The 15512-nt window shown below is 64.9% G+C and carries 15 protein-coding genes; 13 read left to right on the top strand and 2 right to left on the bottom strand.

Annotated features, from left to right (window positions below; all coding sequences use genetic code 11):
• The first annotated feature begins 95 nt into the window (after positions 1-95).
• Entirely contained in the window at positions 96-773 is a 678-nt protein-coding gene (locus EB235_RS25400) for a hypothetical protein (RefSeq protein ID WP_027034648.1), read from the top strand.
• A gap of 39 nt (positions 774-812) precedes the next feature.
• On the opposite strand, the gene EB235_RS25395 is transcribed toward EB235_RS25400, so the two are convergent.
• Positions 813-1262, bottom strand: a complete 450-nt coding sequence (locus EB235_RS25395; protein WP_027034649.1) for a nucleoside deaminase — start codon at positions 1260-1262, stop codon at positions 813-815.
• A 233-nt stretch (positions 1263-1495) separates the two neighbouring features.
• Between EB235_RS25395 and EB235_RS25390 the strand changes: the two genes are divergently transcribed.
• From EB235_RS25390 to EB235_RS25370, 5 genes are all read left to right on the top strand, one after another.
• The gene (locus EB235_RS25390; protein WP_027034650.1) at positions 1496-3589 is read left to right on the top strand and encodes a pseudouridine synthase; all 2094 of its coding nucleotides are present in this window, start codon (positions 1496-1498) and stop codon (positions 3587-3589) included.
• The gene (gene rsmD / locus EB235_RS25385) at positions 3586-4140 is read left to right on the top strand and encodes a 16S rRNA (guanine(966)-N(2))-methyltransferase RsmD (protein ID WP_027034651.1); all 555 of its coding nucleotides are present in this window, start codon (positions 3586-3588) and stop codon (positions 4138-4140) included. Before EB235_RS25390 ends, rsmD begins: the two co-directional genes overlap by 4 nt.
• 223 nt (positions 4141-4363) lie before the next feature.
• A complete protein-coding gene (locus EB235_RS25380; protein WP_027034652.1) occupies positions 4364-5752 on the top strand; it encodes a M16 family metallopeptidase in 1389 nt (462 codons plus the stop codon).
• A gap of 2 nt (positions 5753-5754) precedes the next feature.
• On the top strand, positions 5755-7128 hold the full coding sequence (locus tag EB235_RS25375) for a M16 family metallopeptidase (protein WP_032926136.1): 1374 nt from the start codon (positions 5755-5757) through the stop codon (positions 7126-7128).
• Positions 7125-7988, top strand: coding sequence for a patatin-like phospholipase family protein (locus EB235_RS25370; protein WP_027034654.1), 864 nt, complete (start codon positions 7125-7127; stop codon positions 7986-7988). Before EB235_RS25375 ends, EB235_RS25370 begins: the two co-directional genes overlap by 4 nt.
• Positions 7989-8078: 90 nt before the next feature.
• Here the strand turns inward: EB235_RS25370 and EB235_RS25365 are convergent, their stop codons facing one another.
• On the bottom strand, positions 8079-9452 hold the full coding sequence (locus EB235_RS25365; RefSeq protein WP_032926137.1) for a PLP-dependent aminotransferase family protein: 1374 nt from the start codon (positions 9450-9452) through the stop codon (positions 8079-8081).
• A 355-nt stretch (positions 9453-9807) separates the two neighbouring features.
• On the opposite strand from EB235_RS25365, the gene EB235_RS25360 reads away from it, so the two are divergent.
• Genes EB235_RS25360 through EB235_RS25330 form a run of 7 tightly spaced genes read left to right on the top strand, consistent with a single transcriptional unit; the run spans position 9808 to position 15479 of the window.
• Entirely contained in the window at positions 9808-10290 is a 483-nt protein-coding gene (locus tag EB235_RS25360) for an MSMEG_0572/Sll0783 family nitrogen starvation response protein (protein ID WP_027034655.1), read from the top strand.
• A gap of 10 nt (positions 10291-10300) precedes the next feature.
• A complete protein-coding gene (locus tag EB235_RS25355; protein ID WP_027034656.1) occupies positions 10301-11347 on the top strand; it encodes a Nit6803 family nitrilase in 1047 nt (348 codons plus the stop codon).
• Positions 11292-12389 carry an MSMEG_0568 family radical SAM protein gene (locus tag EB235_RS25350; RefSeq protein WP_027034657.1) on the top strand — a complete coding sequence of 366 codons (1098 nt, stop codon included), beginning with the start codon at positions 11292-11294 and terminating at the stop codon, positions 12387-12389. The genes EB235_RS25355 and EB235_RS25350 overlap by 56 nt, the downstream gene beginning before the upstream one ends.
• Positions 12386-12931 (top strand): MSMEG_0567/Sll0786 family nitrogen starvation N-acetyltransferase, encoded by a 546-nt coding sequence (locus EB235_RS25345; RefSeq protein ID WP_027034658.1) that lies wholly within the window; start codon positions 12386-12388, stop codon positions 12929-12931. The genes EB235_RS25350 and EB235_RS25345 overlap by 4 nt, the downstream gene beginning before the upstream one ends.
• Positions 12928-13923: a sll0787 family AIR synthase-like protein gene (locus EB235_RS25340; protein WP_027034659.1), complete on the top strand. Its 996-nt coding sequence runs from the start codon at positions 12928-12930 to the stop codon at positions 13921-13923. The genes EB235_RS25345 and EB235_RS25340 overlap by 4 nt, the downstream gene beginning before the upstream one ends.
• Positions 13916-14191: an MSMEG_0570 family nitrogen starvation response protein gene (locus EB235_RS25335; protein WP_027034660.1), complete on the top strand. Its 276-nt coding sequence runs from the start codon at positions 13916-13918 to the stop codon at positions 14189-14191. Before EB235_RS25340 ends, EB235_RS25335 begins: the two co-directional genes overlap by 8 nt.
• Before the next feature lie 22 nt (positions 14192-14213).
• Positions 14214-15479, top strand: a complete 1266-nt coding sequence (locus tag EB235_RS25330; protein ID WP_027034661.1) for an MSMEG_0569 family flavin-dependent oxidoreductase — start codon at positions 14214-14216, stop codon at positions 15477-15479.
• The last annotated feature ends 33 nt before the right edge of the window (positions 15480-15512 follow it).

Here is a 15512-nt window from a genome sequence, read left to right as displayed (position 1 = left end):
TTGTCGCCGGATTTCCGTCGCAAGTGCTTGGACGATGGGGACCGGACCTTGGGCCGGTGGCGATCGAGAGGCTGTTTAGAGTGGGACTTTTTGGCATGACCGAGAGATATAATGCGCGCCTTGCGCTGCTGGCGCCGCTTGTCGCATCGGGCCTTGCTTTGTCCGGCTGCATGGGCTCTCCGACCTACGGCACCGACAAGACCGCTGCCGAACAGCTGGCCGGCGATCTCACCGGCGCCGTTTCCTTCGCTCCGAAGCACAAGGACCCGATCGACTACAAGCCGCGCCCCACCTTGGTGAAGCCGGCTCCCGGACAGAAGGAAGCGCTGCCTGCGCCGCAGGACAGCATCCAGTCGGCAAGCGCCGAGTGGCCCGAATCGCCCGAGCAGCGTCGCGCACGGCTGCGCGCCGACGCCACCGCCCACCAGAATGATCCGAGCTATCAGTCGGAAATCGTCGACGACGTGCAGACTGATCCTGCCTCGGTCAAGAAAGCAATGGACGAATCCGGCTCCAGCCACCCGCCGGCATGGACCCCCGCGGACTCCGACAAGGGCCGCGCCGCAGAAATTCGGCGCCGCCTCGCGGACGCCAAGCAGGGCGATCCCAACACCCGCAAATATCTGAGCGAGCCGCCCTTGGCCTACCGAGTCGCGTCCGGCACGGCGCCGCAGAACGAACTCGGCGAGGACGAGTACAAGAAGGATCGCCGCCTCAAGAAAGAGGCGGAAGGCAAGAAGGGCGGCTGGTTCGACTGGCTGCCGTCCCTGTAAGAACCGCCACACCGCCCTTTTCGGACGGCATGGCGTGGTTCAGTCGCGACGTTCCCTGAAAAATTCCTTGAGCAGCAGAGCTGCCTCGCTCTCGCCCATGCCCGGATAGATGTCGGGCGTATGGTGGCAGGTCGGCGAGGCGAAGAAGCGTACGCCATTGACCACCGCGCCGCCCTTTTCATCGGCGGCGCCGAAATAGAGCCGGCGTAGCCTGGCGAAGGAGATGGCGCCGGCGCACATAGCGCAGGGTTCCAGCGTCACATAAAGATCGTGGCCGGTGAGCCTCTCGCTCGCAAGCTTGCCGCAGGCTTCGCGGATGACCAGCATCTCGGCGTGCGCGGTCGGGTCGGCCAGTTCGCGCGTGCGGTTGCCGGCGCTGGCGACGACCGTGTTGCCGTTGGCGATGACGGCACCGACCGGCACCTCGCCGCGCAAGGCTGCCGCTTCGGCCTCCTTCAGCGCCAGCGCCATGAAATCCGGCCGCCTCACGCGGTTTCCATTCCCATTATCTCCTCGCCACCCCAGCCTTTGGGGTTCTTGCCGGAAAAACCGGTCTCCACTTTTCCCTGACAAACTCTGATGATCCTGTTATTGAGCGCATCAGCCTGAAAATCGGACTCGATTTTCGGAAATGATCATGCGCCAAATCAAAGTGCACCAGCGTTCGTTGCGCGCCCGAAAGGATGCGCCACGCTGTAGCAGCGCAAACGGACAAAGGCCACATGGACGACAACGACAAGAAATCTCCGCGCCAAAAAGGCCCGGGCAAGAAACCCGCGGCCCCGCGAGGAGAGAGAGGCGGCAAACCGTCCTTCGGCGCCAAGAAACCATACGCACCGCGCGGCGACCGCCCAAAGGCCGCTGAAGGCGAGCGCAAGCCCTATGAAAAGCGCGAAGGACCGCGCAAACCCTACGCACCGCGCGGTGATCGTCCGGTTGCTGCCGAAGGCGAGCGCAAGCCGTATGAGAAGCGCGAAGGGCCACGCAAGCCTTACGCACCACGTGGCGATCGTCCAATGGCGGCTGAAGGCGAGCGCAAGCCATATGAAAAGCGCGAAGGGCCACGCAAGCCCTACGCACCACGCGGTGATCGTCCGGTTGCTGCCGAAGGCGAGCGCAAGCCGTATGAGAAGCGCGAAGGGCCGCGCAAGCCTTATGCACCGCGGGGCGACCGTCCGATGGCGGCGGAAGGCGAGCGCAAGCCCTATGAAAAGCGCGAAGGGCCACGCAAACCCTATGCACCACGCGGTGATCGTCCGGCTGCAGCTGCGGCCGAAGGCGGCGAGACGCGCTTTGACCGTCCTAAGCGTGATTTCGGCGATCGTCCGAAACGTGACTTCGCCGACCGTCCCAAGCGCGACTTCGGCAGCGACAGACCCAAGCGTGATTTCAGCGATCGGCCTCAAGGCGCATCGGGCGGCGCTTTCAAGCCGCGCCCGCGTCCAGCCGAGGCTGCGGAAGAAGCCGGTGAGCGGATCGCCAAGCGGCTGGCGCGCGCCGGTCTCGCCTCGCGCCGCGACGCCGAGGAATTGATCGCCGCCGGCCGCGTCAAGGTCAACGGCCGCGCTTTGACTTCACCGGCCTTCAACGTCATGCCAAATGACATCATCCATCTTGACGGCATGGAAATCCCGCCGATCGAGCGCACCCGCCTGTTCCTGTTCCACAAGCCGGCCGGCGTCGTCACCACCAATCGCGATCCCGAAGGCCGCAAGACCGTCTTTGACGTGCTGCCGGCCGAACTGCCGCGGCTGATGACCATCGGCCGGCTCGACATCAACACCGAAGGCCTGCTGCTGCTGACCAATGATGGCGGCCTGTCGCGCGTGCTCGAACTGCCGGCTACCGGCTGGCTGCGTCGCTACCGCGTGCGCGTGCACGGCAAGGTCGAGGAAAGTGCGCTTGTCGGCCTGCGCGAAGGTATTGCCGTCGACGGCGTCTTTTACGGCGCCATTGAAGCGACGCTCGACCGTGAGCAAGGCACCAACGCCTGGCTGACGCTTGGTTTGCGCGAAGGCAAGAACCGCGAGGTCAGGAACATCCTTGGCGCGCTCGGCCTCGACGTGACGCGGCTGATCCGCATCTCCTACGGGCCATTCCAACTCGACGATCTTGCCGAGGGCCATGTTCAGGAGATCAACGGCAGGGTGCTGCGAGACCAGCTTGGTGAGCGTCTGGTCGAAGAATCCGGCGCCAATTTCGACGCCGAGATCACCAAGCCGTTTTCCAACAAGCCGGTGCGGCGCACGGAAGTTCGCGAGCCGGAACCCGAACGGCCGAAATTCGTCCGTGACGGTGAGCGCCGCCCGATCGGCGAGGGCGGGTTGATCAAGAACCGCAAGCGCCGCGAAGGCAGCCGCGACGAGGCGCTCGGCAAACTGTCGACAAGTCCCGACAGGAGCGAGAGGCCGGAGAAGAGCTTTGGCGAGCGTGGTCCGAGGCCCGAACGTGGCGGCTTTGGCGACAAGCCACGCGGTGGTTTTGGCGACAAGCCACGCGGCGGCTTCGGTGACAAACCCCGTGGCGGCGGCAAGAAACCCGAACGCGAGCAGCGGCCGATCGAGCCGCCGGGCCAGCGCAAGGCCAATGTCTGGATGGCGCCTGGCGCCCGGCCGATCGGCAAGGGCAGGGCGGAAGCCGACGCGGCCAAGGCGGCCGAAGCCAGGGCTCGCAAGGCCTCGTTCAAGCCATCCTATGGCAAGCCCGACGGCAAACCGGGTGGTGCAAAGCCGTTCGGCAAGCCGCGTGGCGAGCGCCCTGGCGGTGCCGGTGGCGGTGGTCCGCGCGGCGGCCCCAAGGGTCCCCGGACAAGATGAGGATCGTCGGTGGTGAGTTTCGTGGGCGTCCGCTGGCGACGCCCCGCAGCAGCGCCATCCGCCCGACGACCGATCGCACCCGCGAGGCCGTCTTCAACGTGCTGGCGCATCGCTTTGCCGAACAGCTGGACGGCGCGCGCGTGCTCGACCTGTTCGCCGGGACAGGGGCGCTTGGCCTGGAGGCGCTGTCGCGCGGCGCCTCTTATGGCGTCTTCATCGAGGAATCGGCCGAAGGCCGCGGCCTGATCCGCGACAATGTCGAGGCCTTCGGCCTGACCGGACGCACCAAGATCTTCCGCCGCGATGCCACGGGTCTCGGCGAGGCGGGCACGCTGGCGCCGTTCGGTCTCGTCTTCGCCGACCCGCCCTATGGCAAGGGGCTCGGCGAGCGCGCCTTGCAGTCGGCCAGGGCCGGCGGCTGGCTGCGCCCTGGCGCACTGTGCGTGGTCGAGGAGGCGGCCGTGGCGCCCTTCGAGCCAGGCCCGGGCTTTTCCGTGCTGGATGAGCGCAACTACGGCGAGACCGTCATTCGCTTCATCGAGGCCGCCTGATACGGCGGCCCTGCAGCGGCGGCCTCTTTGCCGCCGCCTTTGCCGGCAACATGACCAACAATTCACTTTGCTTGTCGCCAGCACCTTGCCTATCGTCCTGCCCGAAGCAATTCCAGGAAAAGTGGGAAACGGTTTTCCGTCTGGAATTGTGTGAAAACAAAGAGATAGAGCGGTTCGGCGTTTCCATGAAACGATGAACCACTCTAGAGAACCGGAGCCATTGATGACATTTCAGGCTGAATGGCTGCGCACAACGCTGCTCGCGATCTCACTGGCTTTCGTCGTGACCGGCCCGGTGCTGGCCGATAGCTCCACGCAGCCCAACACGAAGCCAGCCGAGTTCAAGGTGACGGATTTCCTGCTCGGCAACGGCATGGAGGTGGTCGTCATTCCCGATCATCGCGCGCCGATCGTCACCCATATGGTGTGGTACAAGATCGGCAGCGCCGACGAGCCGCCCGGCAAATCCGGCATAGCCCATTTCTTCGAGCATCTGATGTTCAAGGCGACGACCAATCACGCCGCCGGCGAGTTCGACCGCGCCGTCTCCGACATTGGCGGCTCCAACAACGCGTTCACATCCTACGACTATACCGCCTTCCACGAGACGGTGGCGCCGTCGTCGCTCGAACTGATGATGAGTTTCGAAGCCGACCGCATGCGTAACCTCATCCTCACCGATGACGTCATCAAGACCGAGCGCGATGTCATCCTGGAGGAGCGCCGCTCGCGCATCGACAACAATCCGCAGGCCGTGCTCGACGAGGAAGTCGACGCGACGCTGTGGCAGAACCAGCCCTATCGCATTCCGGTCATCGGCTGGATGCAGGAGATGGAGCAGTTGAACCGCATCGACGCCACCGCTTTCTATGACAAGTACTACCGGCCCAACAACGCGGTGCTGATCGTCGCCGGCGATGTCGAACCGGATGCGGTGAAGGCGTTGGCCGAGAAAACCTATGGCAAGGTGGCGCGCGGGCCTGACCTGCCGCCGCGTATCCGCCCGGTCGAGCCGGAGCAGAACACCAAACGCACCGTCACGCTCTCCGACGCCCGCGTCAGCGTTCCCAGTTTCTCGACGCAGTGGGTGGTGCCGTCCTATCATTCGGGCAAGCCGGGTGAGGCGGAGGCGCTCGACCTCTTGGCCGAGATCCTCGGCGGCGGCAACCGCAGCCGGCTCTACCAGGCACTGGTCGTCCAGCAAGGCATCGCTTCCAGCGCCGGGGCCTATTTCCAGGGCACCATGCTCGACGACACCAATTTCACCGTCTATGGCGCGCCGCGCGGCGACGCCAAGCTGGCCGACGTCGAAGCCGCGGTCGATGCCGAGGTGGCGCGCATCGCCAGTGGCGGCGTTACACCGGAGGAACTCGAAAAGGCCAAGGACCGTTATGTCAGGTCGATGATCTTTGCCCGCGACAAGCAGGATTCCATGGCCGAGATCTATGGCTCGACACTGGCCACCGGCGGCAATGTAAGGGATGTCCAGCAATGGCCGGATCGCATCCGCAAGGTAACGGCCGACGAGGTCAAGGCCGTCGCCGCGCGCTATCTGGTGCTCGCCCGCTCGACATCAGGCTATCTTTTGCCGCAGCAACAGGCGGGGAATTGACGATGAACCTGCACCGCCATGCCTTGTCTTCTCCCGCAAGGGGAGAAGGAAGAACGCGCGCCGCACTGGCAACCCTTGTCCTCTCCATCCTCTTCCTGATCCTGCCCGCACTTGCCGCCCGCGCCATGGACATCCAGCAGGTCACCTCGCCAAAAGGCATCACGGCCTGGCTGGTGGAGGACTATTCCGTGCCGGTCGTCGCCGTCCGCTTCGTCTTCGGCGGCGGCTCGACGCAGGATCCGCCGGGCAAGGAAGGCCTCGCCAATCTGATGACCGGCCTGTTCGACGAGGGCGCCGGGTCACTCGATTCGGAAGCTTTCCAGATCAGGCTCGACGATGCCGGTGCCGAGATGAGCTTCGACGAGACCCGTGACGGCATCTATGGCTCGATGCGCATGCTGGCCGACCAGCGCGACGAGGCCTTCGACCTGCTGCGGCTGGCGGTAGACGAGCCGCGCTTCGACCAGGCGCCGATCGACCGCATCCGCTCCCAGATCCTGTCCGGCATCATCGCCAACGAGAATGATCCTGACACGATCGCGCAGAACAAATGGGCGCGCGCCATCTATGGCGACCACCCCTATTCGCGCTCGGACCAAGGCACCAGGCAGAGCATCGCCGCCATCACGCAGGACGATCTCAAGGCCCTGCACAAGGCGGTGTTCGCGCGCAGCGGCCTGCATGTCGCAGTGGTCGGCGCCATCGATGCCGAGACGCTGAAGAAGAAGTTGGACATGGTGTTCGGCGACCTGCCGCAAAGCCAGGCGCTCACCCCCGTCGCCGATGTCGAGCCCAAGCTGGCGCAGCATCTGGAAGTCAATTACGACCTGCCGCAGACCTCGCTGCAGCTCGCCTGGCCGGGCGTGAAGCGCAAGTCGGCGGATTTCTTCCCCGCTGTGCTGATGAACGAGATCCTTGGCGGCGGCACCTTCACCTCGCGCCTGTACCAGGAAGTGCGCGAAAAGCGAGGGCTGGCCTATGGCGTCAACTCCTCGCTGGTCAACCAGGACCATGCCAACGCGCTTATCGTCACCACCGGCACGCGCTCGGACCGCGTGGCCGAGACGCTCGGCATCGTGCGCGATGTCGTCAAAGAAATGGCCGAGAACGGCCCGACCGAAGCCGAGTTGGCGGCGACCAAGAAATACATGGTCGGCGCCTATGCCATCAACAATCTGGACTCGTCGAGTTCCATCGCCGCGACGCTCGTCGAATTGCAGCTCGACGATCTCGGCATCGACTATATGCAGCGACGCGCCGGCTACATCAACGCGGTGACGCTCGACCAGGTCAAGGCGGCGGCGAAAAAGCTGCTGACGGCCGAGCCGACCATCATGGTGGTCGGGCCGCCGCTGGCCGGGGCCGGCAAGGGATGAGCCCGACCTTTGGCATAGCCTTCGGCGGCGGCGGCGCGCGCGGGCTGGCGCATATCCATGTCATCGAGGCGCTGGACGAACTCGGCATCAAGCCGGTGGCGATCGCCGGCTCGTCGATCGGCGCCATCATGGGCGCCGGCATGGCCGCCGGCATGACCGGCAAGGACATCCACGACTATGCCCGCTCGATCCTCGGCCGCCGCGCCGAGGTGGCGAGCCGCATGTGGCGCGCGCGCCCGGGCACGATCGCGGAAGCCATGCAGAACGGCATCCGGGTCAGCCAGTTCAATGTCGAGCGCATCCTCAAGGCGTTTCTGCCCGAGGCCATCCCCGAAACCTTCGCCGAGCTGAAAATCCCACTGAAGGTGACGGCGACCGACTATTTCGGCCACAAGCTCGCCGTGTTCGACGAAGGTGACCTGCACTCGGCACTTGCGGCCTCGGCCGCCATTCCTGCCGTGTTCCGCCCGGTGATGCGCGACGGCAGGCTGCTGATCGACGGCGGCATATACAACCCCGTGCCGTTCGACCTGATCGAGCACGACGCCGACATCATCATCGGCGTCGACGTGGTCGGCGCGCCTGAGGAAGCCGACCGCAAGCAGCCGACCTCCGTCGACCTGATGTTCGGCGCCACCCAGCTGATGATGCAGTCGATCATCGCCAACAAGCTGAAGCAAGGTCAGCCCCATATCCTGGTCCGCCCGGCAGTCTCAAAATACCGCGTGCTCGATTTCCTTAAGATCGACGCCTTGATGAATGACACGGCGGATATCAAGGACGAGCTGAAGCGGCAGGTGGAAAAGGTGGTGGAGGCGCGGGGCGCCAAGGCAAAACGCGGGAAGCGCGTGGCCGGGTGAGCGATCCGGTCCGCCGACCCGGAGCCGTTCAGTTCCTGATAGAAGGTTGAACTGCCAACCATTTGTTTTCCGCAATTCGGGCTGAAAACGCTAATGGGGGAAGCTCGGCGGATTGTTGAAGGCGTCGATCATGAACGCCAGCGCCCGCTGCATGTCGGCGCGGGTCGCCGCCCCGCCAAGGCAGAGCCGCAGTGCCTCCGGTGGCGTTCGCCCGACCACGAAGGCGTCGCTCGCCACGGCCCCCAGCGCATGGCCGCGCATCCAGTCGACGATGCGCTGCCGCGTCCAAGGTTTTGGCGGCGTGATCCAGATATGAAAGCCTTCGGGATCGGCGGTCATGGTGTGCATGGGCAGCATTTCCGCCGCGATCTTCTGGCGCAGCCGTGACTCCAGGCGCAGCTGCTGCAGGATCTCGTCGGCGACGCCGGTTTCAATCCATCGCGTCGCCAGTGTCGTCGTCAGCGGCGAGGCCATGACGATCTCGGTCTTGAGCTGCGCGCCGATCGTCTCGGCGCTTTTGCCGGACGGCATCACGGCATAGGCGACGCGCAGGCCGGCGGCGAGGCACTTCGACAGGCCGACGATGTGATAGGTCAGTTCAGGCGCCAGCATCACCAGCGGCGGCGGCGCGTCGGTGGGGAACAGCCCGTAGGCGTCGTCCTCGAGGATCTCGATGCCGAAGCGCCGCGCCACTTCCACCAATTCGGCCCGGCGTTTGGCCACGATGGTGTGGGTGGTCGGGTTACGGATCGTTGGATTGAGATAAAGTGCCCGCACCGGTCCGGCCAATGCGCGATCGGCGAGCGCCTGCGGATCGAGGCCGAGCGCATCCGACGGAAGGCCGACCAGCTTCAGCCCGAGATGGTCGCAGATCGCAATGATGCCGGGGTAGGTGATGTCCTCCGAGCAGATCGTGTCGCCGGGCCTGGCGATAGAGCGCAGGATGGCAAGCATGACCGCGTGCGTGCCGGGCGAGATGATGATTTTTTCGGAAGTCGCCTCGATGCCGCGGCGTGACAGCCAGCGCAATGCCGCCGCCTTGTCCTCGGCCGAGCCGCCCGGCGACTGGTAACGCAGCAACGCGCCGAGATCCTCGCTGGTTTCCTCCCAGATTGCACGCATGCGCCGCAGCAGGGTTGGATCGTCCAGCTCCGGCGCCTGGTTCATGGTCCGGTCGGAGAGGTCGCGGCGACGGAGGCTGACGGACGTGCTGTCCGGCTGTCTGGCGACATGGCTGCCGGAGCCGACCCTGGCCTCGATCAGCCCCCTGCGATGGGCCTCGCGATAGCCACGGGAGACGGTCGTGAAGTTCAGGCCAAGGGCCGCCGCGAGCGTTCGCTGGCTAGGCAACCGGTCACCCGGCTTCAGCCGCCCCGTCGTCAGGTCGCGCGCTATGGCCTCGGCAAGCGCGAGGTAGGCCGGCCTGTGCGGGTCGGAGATGTCCGGTCGCCAATCGTCCGTCATCGTCACTGGCTTCTCGCAGGTGCGCTGTCGCGGTTCGCAGGTGCAGCATGCAAAGACTAGGGGTCGGGCTATTTTTGAGCAACAGAATTCTTTGCCTAAAGATTAGGCGAAGATACCTGGCGCTCGGGCGCCTTGCTAGGCAATCAAAACGACTGAAACCAGCATGATTGCGAAAGCGATTGCATCATTGGATGCATTCATTTTTGCAAGTGTATGCATTGTTTGCAGTGCACAAACTGGCACGGCGATTGCAACGCAAGTCCTTGAAAGCTCTGGGCTTGCGCACCGCGGGCGTCATCTTTCGAACCATCCGACGGCAAGGGGCCGGTCGGGCGAGAGCAACCAGGAGAGATGCATGCCAGCCGTTGCGATGAAGAAACACGAGATCGGTGATTTTCTCGTCGACTATGAGGAGAAGGTCTTCGAGGATGTGAAGGCCGAACCGGGCGGCAAGGCGCTCATCACCTTCCATACCGTCGCCTTCGAGGGCTCGATCGGCCTGGTCAATCTGCTGCAGGGCAAGCGGCTGATCCGCAAGGGCTTCGAGACGACGATACTGCTTTATGGGCCGGGCGTGACGCTGGGCGTCATCCGTGGGTTCCCGAAGCTCGGGGACGAGGCCTTTCCGGGCGCCCAGAATTTCAACAACCAGCTCAAGAACTTCATGGCTGAGGGCGGCAAGGTCTATGCCTGCCGGTTCGCCCTGCAGGCGCTCTACGGCCACGGCGAGCCATCGCTGCAGGAAGGCATCGTGCCGATCTCGCCGCTGGATGTGCTCGACCTGATCCTGCTGCATCGCAGGGACAACGCGTTCATCCTCGACACCTGGACCGTATAGGACGATCGCGATGTCCGACAGGAGGCCCGACAAGAGGAGCGTGCGTGCCGCCGCCGCACAGATCTCGCCGGTCCTCGACCGGCCCGGCGGAACGTTGGAGAAGGTCCTCGACACCATCTCCGACGCCGCCGGCAAGGGCGCGGGGATCGTCGTGTTCCCGGAAACCTTCGTGCCCTACTACCCCTATTTCTCCTTCATCGATCCGCCGGTGAAGATCGGCGCCAAGCATCTGGCGCTTTACGACGAGGCCGTCTTGGTGCCTAGCGTGGAGACGGAGAACCTTGCCGCTGCCGCCCGCGGCCATGGCATCGTCGTGGTCGTCGGCGTCAACGAGCGCGACCACGGCACGCTCTACAACACTCAGCTCGTCTTCGATGCTGACGGCACGCTGGCGCTGAAGCGGCGCAAGATCACACCGACCTATCACGAGCGCATGGTCTGGGGGCAGGGCGATGCCTCGGGACTGAAGGTTGTCGACACCAGGGTTGGCCGAGTCGGCGCGCTGGCCTGCTGGGAGCACTACAATCCGCTCGCCCGCTTCGCGCTGATGGCCCAGCATGAGGAAATCCATGTCGCGCAGTTTCCAGGCTCGATGGTCGGGCCGATTTTCGCCGATCAGATCGAGGCGGCGATCCGCCACCATGCTGCCGAAGCGGCCAGTTTCGTCATCAACGCCACCGGCTGGCTGACCGATGCCCAGAAGGCCGCCATCAATCCCGACGGCACCATGATCAAGGCGCTGTCGGGAGGCTGCTACACGGCCATCATCACGCCCGAGGGCGCACATCTGGTGCCGCCTTTGACCGAGGGCGAAGGACTGCTCGTCGCCGACATGGACATGGCGCTGGTCACCAAGCGCAAGCGCATGATGGATTCGGTTGGGCACTATGCGCGTCCCGAACTACTCAGCCTGACCATCGACACCCGTCCGAAACCGGTCGCTTCCGGGTGGCCGCCTCTTTCCACAAGGAGCCTGCGAGATGAAGATCGAGACAGCGGCGATGAGCCCGGAGATGCTGATCAACGAGATCCAGTCCTTCGGGCTAAGGCTGGTTGATCCCAGCGCCGGCGCGCCGAGCCGCCGGGGTGGCGCCGGTCCGTCCGACCACAAGGCACTGCTCGTCAACGGCAGGCCGATCATGGCGCCGGTGCATACGGCCGCTGCCTTCATCTCTCCCTATACGGCGCTGAAGCCCGACGCCGGCGGCGAGAGTGTCATCGAGCGCGATGGTCTTGCCGTCGGCAAGGTTGGCTTCCCCGGCCAGCCACGCTTCTACGCGCTGTCGACGGCGGACGGCATTCCCTATTCGCAGATCGCCGTCCTGCACGCCAAGGACGTGCTGGCGACAACGGTCCTGCAAACCTGCATCCGTTATGAAAGCCGCAAGAAGACCTGTCAGTTCTGCGCCATCGGCCAGTCGCTCGCCGCCGGTCGCACCATCGCCCACAAAAGCCCGGCGCAACTCGCCGAAGTCGCCAGGGCCGCGGTCGATCTTGACGGCGTCAAGCATATGGTGATGACCACCGGCACCCCGAACAAGACCGATCGTGGCGCCGCCGTGCTGGCTGAAAGCGCACGCGCCATCAAGGCGGCCGTCGACCTGCCGCTGCAGGGGCAATGCGAGCCGCCAGATGACGACGCCTGGTTCGTCCGCATGCGCGAGGCCGGTATCGACGCGCTCGGCATGCATCTCGAAGCGGTGACACCGGAGGTGCGTGCCCGCATTATGCCCGGCAAGGCGGAAGTACCGGTGGCGCGCTATATGGAGGCGTTCGCGGCGGCGGTGCCGGTGTTTGGCCGCGGCCAGGTGTCGACCTACATCCTGGCCGGCCTCGGCGATACCGGCCAAGCCATCCTGTCGATGTGCGAGAGGCTGATTGCGCTCGGCGTCTATCCATTCGTCGTACCCTTCGTGCCCATTTCCGGCACCCCGCTCGAGGATCACAAGGCACCGTCCTCCGACTTCATGCACGGCGTGCTGAAGCCGCTCGGCGCGATGCTGGCGGCCGCCGGCATGACGCGCGACACCATCAAGGCCGGCTGCGGCCGCTGTGGCGCCTGTTCTGCCCTTTCCGCCTATGAGGAGCTGAAGCCATGATGTTCGAACCGGTCCAGCCCTACATTTCGCCGCAGCACCGGGTGAAATTTGCCATCTGGCCATGGGAGTGCGAAGGGGCTGCCCGCTTGCGCCGCGCGGTGTTCTGCGACGAACAAGGCATTTTCGACGGCGACGACCGCGACGCCATCGACGATCGCGCGGTGACAATCGTCGCGCTCTCCGACCAATGCGGCTGGGACGACGAGGTGGTCGGTACCGTGCGTATCCACACCGGTGACGCGCCGGGCGAATGGTGGGGGTCGCGGCTGGCGGTGTGCAAGGCCTACCGCCGCCAGGCGGGACTTGGCACATCGCTCATCCGGCTCGCCGTCTCCTCGGCCCATGCCCAAGGTGCGACGCGGTTTCTGGCCAATGTGCAGAGCCGCAACGTTCTCTTGTTCCAGCGACTGCACTGGATATCGCTTGGCGAGACCAGTTTTCACGGTCATCCGCATCATCACATGCAAGCCGATCTTTCCTTCTATCCGCCGATAGCAGACGGCGCGGCCGGCTTTGTCACCCGCACGGCCGAGATCGCATGAGCGCGGGCGCCGACATCGCTGCGTTGGCTGAGAGGCTGGCGCGAAGTCCGGGCGTGACCGGCAAGACCGACATCGCGCATGCGGTCGAGGCACTCGGCATCGGCGGCGCCTCGGCGATTGCCGTTGGCGATGATACGGCGGCAATACCCTGCGGCGACGGCTGGAGCCTGTTCGCTTGCGAAGGGATGATTGCCAGCTTCGTCGAGGCGATGCCTTGGTTCGCCGGCTGGTCGGCGGTGATGGTCAATTTGTCGGATGTCGCCGCTATGGGCGGCAGACCGCTCGCGGTGGTCAACGCATTGTGGGCACCCGGCGTTGCCGAAGCGGCGGAGATTCTGGCCGGAATGCGCGCCGCCTCGGCCGCCTATGGCGTGCCGATCGTCGGCGGCCACACGAATTTGCGTGCAGCCGGCAGGCAGCTGTCGGTCGCCGTGCTCGGCCACGCCAGGGCGCTGCTGACCAGTTTCGATGCGTCGCCCGGCGACGTGCTGATCGCGGCCATCGACCTGCGTGGCAAATACCACGACCCCTATCCGTTTTTCGACGCAGCAAGCACAGCGCCGCCCGAACGCCTGCGCGCCGATCTCGACTTGTTGCCGATGCTGGCGGAGCGCGGCCTTTCGGTCTGCGCCAAGGACATCAGCCAGGGCGGCATCATCGGCACCGCGGCAATGCTGGCCGAATGTTCAGGCGTCGGCATTGACATAGATATCGAGGCACTGCCGATGCCGGCCGGCGCCGATATCGAGCGCTGGCTGACGACCTTCCCGAGCTTCGGCTATCTGCTGGCCGCCAGGCCCCCGGCCGCCGCGGAAATCTGCTCGGCCTTCGCTGCCCGCGACATCGCCGCCGCCGTTATCGGCAGCATCGATGGGTCCGGTGCCGTTTCGATCCGCTCATCTTCGGGACGCGCCGTCGTGCGGGATATCCATGCCGAGCCACTGATCGGCTGTGCGCCCGAGGCGCCGACCAAAGAGGCCAAACATGCCTGAGGTCCGCTTCAGGATACGTTGGCCGGACGGCAGCGAGGACCTCTGCTACTCGCCCTCTACCGTGGTTCGGGAACATCTCGCCACCGGCGACGTCCACCCACTGGCAAATTTCCTCGCGGTCAGCGAAGCGGCGTTGTTGGCGGCGAGCCGTCGCGTCGAGGCTCGCTACGGCGCGCCATGCTCGCGCGCCGTAGCCCAGCTCAAGGCACTGCAGTCAAAGGCCGCGCTTCAGCCATCGGGCGCGGTCGAAATCCTGTCGATGGATTGATGGCGAGCGGAAAGGGACTTTCGTGGCGATCGAACATCATACCGTGGTCGTGGTTGGCGGCAGCCAGGCCGGGCTTTCGGCAAGCTGGTGTCTGAAACAACGCGGCATCGATCATGTCGTGTTCGAGAAGGACAGGGTTGCGACCAATTGGCTGAACCAGCGTTGGGACGCGTTCTGCCTGGTGACGCCCAACTGGCAATGCACGCTGCCGGGTTTTTCCTATGACCGCGAATTTGGCGGTAGAGACCCGGACGGTTTCATGCTGCGCGACGAGATCATCGCCTATATCCAGGCCTATCGCGCCCGCTTCGATCCGCCGTTGCGCGAGCAATGTGGCGTCCGCTCGGTCAAACGCCAGGGCTCTGCCTATGCGATCGAGACCGATGAAGGGTCCTGCACCGCCGATTTCGTCATCATCGCCACCGGCGGCTATCACAGGCCCAAGATTCCGCGCTCGGGCGGACAGCTGCCGGCGGACATTCTGCAGCTCCATTCCTCGACCTACCGCAATGCGCGTCAGACCGGCGACGGCGCGGTGCTGGTCATCGGCACTGGCCAATCCGGCTGCCAGATCGCCGAGGATCTGCATCTCGAAGGCAAGAAGGTGCATCTGGCGGTCGGTAGCGCGCCGCGCGCGCCGCGCAACTATCGTGGCCGCGACGTCACGTCCTGGCTGGTGGACATGGGACACTATGCGCTCACTGTCGACGACCATCCGCAAAAGGAAGGCGTGCGGCGCAAGGCCAATCACTACATGACCGGCCGCGACGGCGGTCGCGAGATCGATCTCAGGCGGTTCGCTTGCGAAGGCATGGCGCTTCATGGCCGCCTGAAGGACATCAGCGGGGCCAAGATCGGTTTCGAGAACAATCTGGCCGCCAATCTCGACAATGCCGACGCGACCGCAGCCCGGATCAAGACCGAAATCGACAAATGGATCGCCGAACACGGTATCGACGCGCCGGTCGAGGCGCCCTACGTGCCGGTATGGACCCCTGGCGGAATGCCGCCTGCCATCGATCTCGAACAGGAAAATATCCGCACCGTCATCTGGGCGACGGGGTTTTCAATCGACTATGGCTGGCTCGATGTACCGGTGCTTGACGACAGTGGCTATCCCGACCACTGGCGCGGCGTTTCGAAACGCGCACCCAACCTCTATTTCCTCGGTCTGCCCTGGCTGTGGACCTGGGGCTCGGGCCGGTTCTCAGGCGTCGGCCAGGATGCCGCTTACATCGTGGCGTGCATCGCCGAAGGGCGAAGCGGGCTCGAACGCCGCATCGCATAGCGGGAACGATTGTCCTAGAGGCCGGCCGGCGAG

The organism is Mesorhizobium loti R88b, assembly GCF_013170845.1.
GTDB lineage: Bacteria > Pseudomonadota > Alphaproteobacteria > Rhizobiales > Rhizobiaceae > Mesorhizobium > Mesorhizobium loti_B.
Note: the sequence above shows the minus strand (reverse complement) of the source record. Positions and strands in the feature narration are given on the sequence as shown.

Bases quoted from the DNA above. Each gene is read 5' to 3' on its own strand.
- EB235_RS25350 (WP_027034657.1), top strand. From the start codon at position 11,292: ATGAGCCCGGAGATGCTGATCAACGAGATCCAGTCCTTCGGGCTAAGG.
- EB235_RS25375 (WP_032926136.1), top strand. From the start codon at position 5,755: ATGAACCTGCACCGCCATGCCTTGTCTTCTCCCGCAAGGGGAGAAGGA.
- EB235_RS25355 (WP_027034656.1), top strand. From the start codon at position 10,301: ATGTCCGACAGGAGGCCCGACAAGAGGAGCGTGCGTGCCGCCGCCGCA.
- EB235_RS25340 (WP_027034659.1), top strand. From the start codon at position 12,928: ATGAGCGCGGGCGCCGACATCGCTGCGTTGGCTGAGAGGCTGGCGCGA.
- EB235_RS25360 (WP_027034655.1), top strand. From the start codon at position 9,808: ATGCCAGCCGTTGCGATGAAGAAACACGAGATCGGTGATTTTCTCGTC.
- EB235_RS25370 (WP_027034654.1), top strand. From the start codon at position 7,125: ATGAGCCCGACCTTTGGCATAGCCTTCGGCGGCGGCGGCGCGCGCGGG.
- EB235_RS25390 (WP_027034650.1), top strand. From the start codon at position 1,496: ATGGACGACAACGACAAGAAATCTCCGCGCCAAAAAGGCCCGGGCAAG.
- rsmD (WP_027034651.1), top strand. From the start codon at position 3,586: ATGAGGATCGTCGGTGGTGAGTTTCGTGGGCGTCCGCTGGCGACGCCC.
- EB235_RS25380 (WP_027034652.1), top strand. From the start codon at position 4,364: ATGACATTTCAGGCTGAATGGCTGCGCACAACGCTGCTCGCGATCTCA.
- EB235_RS25400 (WP_027034648.1), top strand. From the start codon at position 96: ATGACCGAGAGATATAATGCGCGCCTTGCGCTGCTGGCGCCGCTTGTC.
- EB235_RS25335 (WP_027034660.1), top strand. From the start codon at position 13,916: ATGCCTGAGGTCCGCTTCAGGATACGTTGGCCGGACGGCAGCGAGGAC.
- EB235_RS25365 (WP_032926137.1), bottom strand. From the start codon at position 9,452: ATGACGGACGATTGGCGACCGGACATCTCCGACCCGCACAGGCCGGCC.
- EB235_RS25345 (WP_027034658.1), top strand. From the start codon at position 12,386: ATGATGTTCGAACCGGTCCAGCCCTACATTTCGCCGCAGCACCGGGTG.